Origin of the sequence: Ameyamaea chiangmaiensis (assembly GCF_013376175.1) — a bacterium.
GTDB classification, from domain to species: Bacteria; Pseudomonadota; Alphaproteobacteria; order Acetobacterales; family Acetobacteraceae; genus Ameyamaea; species Ameyamaea chiangmaiensis.
On the sequence record NZ_JABXXR010000159.1, the window covers coordinates 1 to 5,817 of the forward strand.

Consider the following 5,817-nt stretch of genomic DNA (forward strand, 5'->3'; position numbering starts at 1 on the left):
ACACACCACACCCCGTCGAGTTCGAGATGTATTACTCCGTCTGATCGCGCAGTAGACACCCGATACGACGAAAAGGCCCGCCTCCCAGACAGGGGGCGGGCCTTTTTCGTGGGGTCCGGTTACAGCGCGCCCGAAGCAGAATACACAGCACGGACACCACATTCGGGCCCGGGCCTCATGACAATTTTTCTGTTCGTCAGCGTTGTTTTCCTCTGGGGCCTGACCTGGTTCGCCATTCATCTGCAGGTGGGGGGCGCCCCGGTTGACGTCGCCATCTTCTGGCGCTTTGCCCTCGCGGCCGCCACGCTGGGCACGGGGCTGGCCCTGACCGGACGACTGCGCGCGCCGCCGCGCGCCATCCTGCCGTGGCTGATCGCTCTGGGCGCCTGCCTGTTCTCGTGCAACTTCCTGGCGATCTACGGTGCCGAAACCTACCTGCCGAGCGGCATCGTCTCCGTGGTGTTCAGCATGGCGACCGTGCTGAACGCGCTGAATCAGTGGTTGTTCTTCCGACAGCGGCCCGACGCCCGAATCCTTGCCGGTGGCATCATCGGTGTCGCCGGGGTGGCGCTGATGCTTGGGATACCCGCGACACACACAGGTGACGGAGCCCCCGCCGCGTGGCCCGGCCTGCTGCTCGCGCTGATCGGCACCACCCTGTTTTCGTGCGGCAACATGATCTCGCGTCGTCTGGCCCGCTTCCAACTCGGCCTCGTCAACACCGTGTTTTACGGCATGACCGCAGGTGCACTGCTGATGGCCGTCGTCGTCCGGGCGCTCGGCCATACGTTCACACCGCCCCTGACCGGGGCGTGGCTGGGCGGACTGCTCTATCTGTCGCTCTTCGGTTCCGTCGCGGGCTTTCTGGTCTATCTCGACCTGATGCGACGCATCGGCGCGGACCGCGCGGCCTATACGACCATCCTGTCACCCGTGATCGCCCTGGCCGTCTCGGCCGTGTTCGAAGGCGCCGTCTGGTCAACCGGGATGATGGCCGGCCTCGGGCTCATCCTGCTCGGCAATGCGATCGCCTTCATACGGCGTCGGCCCACCCCACAACCTGCCGAGGTCGAACAGGGCTGACGTTACGACGAACGGTGCCCCGCCGCGATTACAGATCGCGCCAGGTCTTGCCCTGCATCCCCGGCGGCAAGGTGGCCTCATACACACCACGGGCGACCGACCGCGACAGAACATCGGCGGCCAGAGCCCCGAGGCGCGCGACCACAAAGGGACGCGGCGCGTCCGTGGGAACCTCGCGCTGGGCTGTGGACAGTGCGAAGATCACGTCGCCGTCGAACGGGGAATGGATCGGGCGGATCGCGCGCGCCAGACCATCCTGCGCCATGATCGCCACGCGGCGCAGTTCATCCGCATCCAAGGCGACGTCCGTTGCGATGCAGGCGATCGTCGTGTTTGCCCGCGCACCGGGATTGATCTTGGCAAGGCCCCAGTCTTCGCCGTCGACATGGGCGCTGGACGGGCCGAGTCCACCGAACTCATGCCCATGCTCCAACGCACCCGCCCAGAAATTGTGTGTCCCAGGCACCACGACCGAACCGAGGCTGTTGACGCCCACGACGGCCCCCACCGTCATGCCATCGCCCGTGCGCCACGATGCCGAACCCAGACCGCCCTTCAGAGACCCCGCTCCCGCGCCGTAACCGGCGCCAACGGTACCCAGAGGAAAAGCCCCGGCCGCCGCGTGTTCGATCGCAGCCACACCTAGTGCGCGATAGGGCGGGTCCATACCCCACGCCTTGTCACCGCCATTGGCCAGATCGAACAGGATCGCAGTCGGCACGATCGGCGACGGCGGCACGCCAGGCTGCTTTGCCATGCTGAACCCCCGGCCCCGCGCACCCAGCCACGCCGCGACACCGTCCGCCGACGCCAGACCATAAACCGATCCGCCCGACAGCACGATCGCATCGACCGACCGCACCAGATTACCTGCGGTCAACGCGTCCGTCTCCCGCGTGCCCGGACCGCCGCCGCGCACGTCGACCGCCGCGGCGGCGCGCGCGTCGGGCACGATCACCGTCACGCCTGTCCGGGCATGGGCGTCATTCGACAGACCGATCTTCAGGCCGGCGACATCGGTGATAAGATTCAACGGTCCCGGTGCGCCGGGGCCAAACGGACCCAGACCGGGCTTGGGCGCACTCCAGGCCGGCGCAATCGCTGCCCATGATGCAGCCCCCAGAAATGACCGCCGCTTCATGCCGCTGTCTCCGCGATCGTGGGCCAGTTGGTTATCGGTCCGCGTTGTTGCTCGTACCAGAATGCGAGTTGCATCGCCTGAAGATCCTCGAAACGCCGCGTGACGATCTGCAGACCGATTGGCGTGCCGCCGCGCGAAAAGCCGCAATTGATGGAAAACGCAGGCTGCTCGCCCATGTTCCACGGCAGGGTATAGGCGATATGCTCGAACGGTCGCGCGGGATCGTTGACGGGCGACGCCCATGTCGCGGGAAAGGACAGATTGGGCGTCGTGGGAGACAGGACGACATCCACCCCGTCAAAGCACGCCGCGCACGCGGCCCGCATGGCAAAGGTCTGGTTGAAACCCTTGACCGCCGCCACACCGTTCACGTCCGCGCCTCCCTGCGCCCATTGCAGGATATACGGCAGAATTCTGCTCCGCCGTTCGTCGGACAAGGCCTGCATGTCGCCCCAGAAGCGCGCGCGCCAGAAATCGTCGATACCGTCGAGCATCGCGCGGTTCAGAACCGGCCCCACGTCCACCACCGTCGCGCCGGCCTGCTCGAACACGCGCGCGGCGTCACGGACGGCGGACGCGATTTCGTCGTCCAGCGCCATGCCGCATCCAGCCTCCATCATCAGCCCGATCCTCAGGCCCGCAACCCCCTCTCCGGGCGCGTGCCAGTCGATCGGCTCGTAACGCACGCTGGTGGCATCGCGCGAGTCCGGCAGACTGAGCACCGACATCATGCGTGCCGCATCGTCGACGGTGCGTGTCATCGGACCAGCACAACGACCGGTATAGTAAGGGTCGATCGGAATACGCCCTAACGTCGGCTTGAAGCCGACCAGCCCGCACCAGGCGGCCGGCAAACGCACGGACCCGCCAATGTCCGTGCCGACGTGCAGCGGGCCATATCCCGCCGCCGCCGCCGAGGCTGCCCCCGCGCTTGACCCACCCGGATTGGTCGCAAGATCCCAAGGGTTGCGGGCCAGCGTATGAAAACTCGACAGGCCAGACGACAACATGCCGTAATCGGGCACGGTCGTGCGAGCGAAGATGATCGCGCCGGCTTCGCGCAGGCGCGCGGCAATGGGCGAGTCCTCGGTGGCGGCTGCGCTTTCACTCGCGGCCGTTCCCATGGGCACGCGCATACCTTTCGTCGCGATCAGTTCCTTGACCGTGACCGGCACACCATCGAGAGAGCCGACAGGGGCACCCGCACGCCAGCGTGCCGTGGAGCGATCGGCCTCGGCCCGGGCCTGATCAGGCTCGTAACCCCACAGTGCTCCAACCTTTGGCTCGCAGGCTTCAACATAGGCGAGCATTACATCCATATAATCACGCGGCGTAAACGCACCGCTGCGATATCCGGCCAGAAGCGACGCCGTATCGAGGTCGTGGCGAAGCGGCATCAGAAGTTCACCCCTGCCCGCACGCCCCACGTCGCCGGCATGCCCGCCATGGCAATGTTGGTGCCATTGACGAAGTAGTTGCGCTCCACATCATACTTCTTGTCGAAGATGTTGTTGCCGAAGGCCGAAATCGACCATTTTCCGTCACGCGGTCCGAACGACATGGTGGCACCCCACAAAGAATAACCCGCCACGTCATACAGCGAACCGAACAGCGAGCGATAGGTCGAGCGGATCGAGTAGTTCATGCCGGTGGTCAGATCATACCGACCCATACGCCATTTGTAGCTGACGCTGCCATTGAACGTCAGCTTGGGTGCCGGAAGAGAGTCCCCCTTGCGATTACGATACTCGCCGACAAAGACACCGTTCACGAGATTAGCTTTGACAATCGAACTGAACCGGTCGAACTGGCCGACGGCCCAGCCACCGCTCTGGCTGACAAGAAGACCCGGCAGCGGTGACCAGTCGATTTCATATTCGCCCCCCGCCAGATGAGACCGGGGCGCGTTGACGATAGCGCCCACAAGACCGGTCTGGGGGTTCACCGTCGCCGACTGTATCTGCTCATTATGATAATCGTAGTAAAAGGCGGAGAGATTAAAACGCAGATGCTCGCGCGGCAGATCGAACTTGTTGCCGATTTCGTAGGCCCAGAGCTGTTCGGGCTTGAACGGCGTGGTGGAGCGTTGGACATCAGCCGTGTTGTAGGTCGTGAAACCACCCGATTTCACACCATGGCTGGCCGAGATATACAGCATATCATTATGGATCGGCCGGTATTGCAACTCCACCTTGCCGGACGGCTTCGCGTAGTCATAATTACGCCGTGCCTGATAAGCCGTCATCGTTCCAGCAGCAATGGAATCCTGAAAGCTATAGGCACGGAAATTATCCAGCTGTCGATGCTCGTACTCGCCGCGTATACCACCCGTCAGGGTCCATTTATCGTTGATTTTCCAGCTTAGCTGGCCGAACCCGCTGACCGTGTCGACCTTCTGCGAATAGAAAACGCCACGATTGAAGCCGTACACGCTTTCAAAGCCGGAAATATACTGATCCGACAGATATTGATTTGAGTAATAGATGCCCGCGACCCAGGTCAGCGGCCCCGGCGCCCGAGACGTCAGGCGCAGTTCGTTTGAAAACACATTGGCCCGCGTGTTGAAGTACACGTCGGCGATATTCAGCGACGATCCGTCAAAATTATCGTATTCCTGCCGGTTCGCAACGTCGTAACTCGCCAGTTCCGTCAGGGTCGCGAACGAAAACTGCTGATCCAGCCGCAGGCTCATGCCACCGACGTCGATATGATGAAATGGCTTCTGGTTACGGCTGATGCCGATCAGGGAGGCATATTGCGACGATGTTCCCCAGTGGGTGATATCGCGGTTCGTATCGGCCGGATACACGGGGGATGTCGGCGAGACATAGGTCTGAAGCGATGTCAGGGGTGTGAAAAGATGGGTGCCCCCGCCGTCGGAATGATCGATGCTGCCATGCAGGTTGAAACTGACCTTCAGCGTATCGGTCGCCTGCGCCTCGACCAGAAGACGCAGTGCGCCCCGCTGAACGTCGCCCAGATGGCCGCCCATGCCGTCGAACTGCCACGCGCCGCCGCTCTGTTCCTCTCCCGACAGGCGCACCTTGATCTTGTCGGTGATCGGGCCGGAAATGTAACCATCGACCTTGGCGGCGTTATAACTGCCATACTGCCCGTTCACTCCAACGGAAAAATGGTCGGTCGGCTTGTTCAGAATGTAGTTGATCGCACCCCCCGTCGTGTTGCGCCCATAAAGCGTCCCCTGTGGACCGCGCAGTACCTCGACGCGGGCAATATCGAACATCAGCCCGTTCGTCGCGAACGGGACGGGGCTTGCGACCTCGTCCATATAGACACCCACGGTCGGCGCGTTGTCACTGGCATAATCGTTGAACCCGACACCACGGATCGTGAACGCGGGCTGTCCGCTGCCGAACTGGGGCGTGACCTGCAGGGACGGCGTCAGGTACTGAAGGTCGAAGACGTTGTTCACATTACGCGCCGCCAGTGTCTGCGCGCTGATGACGCTGACCGAACTGCCCAGACTCTGTGCGCTCTGCGAACGGCGTTCGGACGTGACGGTCACTTCTTCCAGCCCGCTGGCCGTCGTGCCGGCGGTTGTGGCGCGCGCCGCCGGGGCCGCGCGCGTGACG

The 5,817-nt window shown here is 63.3% G+C and carries 4 protein-coding genes; 1 reads left to right on the forward strand and 3 read right to left on the reverse strand.

Annotation, left to right across the window (positions count from 1 at the left end):
- The first annotated feature begins 177 nt into the window (after positions 1-177).
- The gene (locus HUK82_RS13870; RefSeq protein ID WP_176614524.1) at positions 178-1,083 is read left to right on the forward strand and encodes a DMT family transporter; all 906 of its coding nucleotides are present in this window, start codon (positions 178-180) and stop codon (positions 1,081-1,083) included.
- A 28-nt stretch (positions 1,084-1,111) separates the two neighbouring features.
- Here the strand turns inward: HUK82_RS13870 and HUK82_RS13875 are convergent, their stop codons facing one another.
- The 3 genes from HUK82_RS13875 to HUK82_RS13885 all read right to left on the reverse strand — a co-directional run.
- Positions 1,112-2,224 carry a P1 family peptidase gene (locus HUK82_RS13875; RefSeq protein ID WP_176614525.1) on the reverse strand — a complete coding sequence of 371 codons (1,113 nt, stop codon included), beginning with the start codon at positions 2,222-2,224 and terminating at the stop codon, positions 1,112-1,114.
- The gene (locus HUK82_RS13880; RefSeq protein ID WP_176614526.1) at positions 2,221-3,621 is read right to left on the reverse strand and encodes an amidase; all 1,401 of its coding nucleotides are present in this window, start codon (positions 3,619-3,621) and stop codon (positions 2,221-2,223) included. The genes HUK82_RS13875 and HUK82_RS13880 overlap by 4 nt, the downstream gene beginning before the upstream one ends.
- Positions 3,621-5,817: TonB-dependent receptor (locus HUK82_RS13885; protein WP_176614527.1), on the reverse strand; the 2,197-nt coding region annotated here is incomplete at its 5' end. The genes HUK82_RS13885 and HUK82_RS13880, both read right to left, overlap by 1 nt.